Source organism: Endozoicomonas atrinae (genome assembly GCF_001647025.1).
In the GTDB taxonomy this organism is placed as follows: Bacteria; Pseudomonadota; Gammaproteobacteria; order Pseudomonadales; family Endozoicomonadaceae; genus Endozoicomonas; species Endozoicomonas atrinae.
Genome location: NZ_LUKQ02000786.1, coordinates 1 through 468, shown reverse-complemented (window position 1 = coordinate 468; position 468 = coordinate 1). Strand labels below are relative to the sequence as shown.

1 protein-coding gene is annotated in these 468 nt (G+C 48.7%); it reads right to left on the bottom strand.

The window, feature by feature from the left end; all coding sequences use genetic code 11:
* On the bottom strand, window positions 1-468 hold a 468-nt coding region (locus tag AK963_RS34465; protein WP_175404799.1), incomplete at both ends, for a hypothetical protein.

Sequence of the window (468 nt, the reverse complement as noted above, 5' to 3'; positions counted from 1 at the left end):
ACTGTCCTGCAGTACCGGAGGTTCTATCCCAGGCACGGAAGTCAAAGGTGGCATCGCCGTTGTAGTCATCATTAGGGACAAAGCGCACTTTGTGATAACTGTCTAATAGCAGGGCATGGTTATCTGCTAGACTGCCGTCGTCAATATTGGTCCATGGATCATTCCAGCCAATCTTGTATTGCCAGGTACCGTTAGTGTTATCAACACTGGTAATGGCCATGGCTTCGATTTCATCATCACCAAAATAACCATCCGGGTCAGTGATACTGCCCTGGGCGATCTGGTAGACATAGTTGCCATCACTGTTGGTATCATCTTCGTTAATGGCGGTGAGGGTCAGACTGGCATTGGTATCAACAATGGGTGCGTCGTTGACGGCATTCACCAGAATACCGACAGGTGCAATTTCTGTGCTGAATGCTGTAGTGCCACCATTGGTGGTGGTATCGGTATAGTCTCCAACAACAC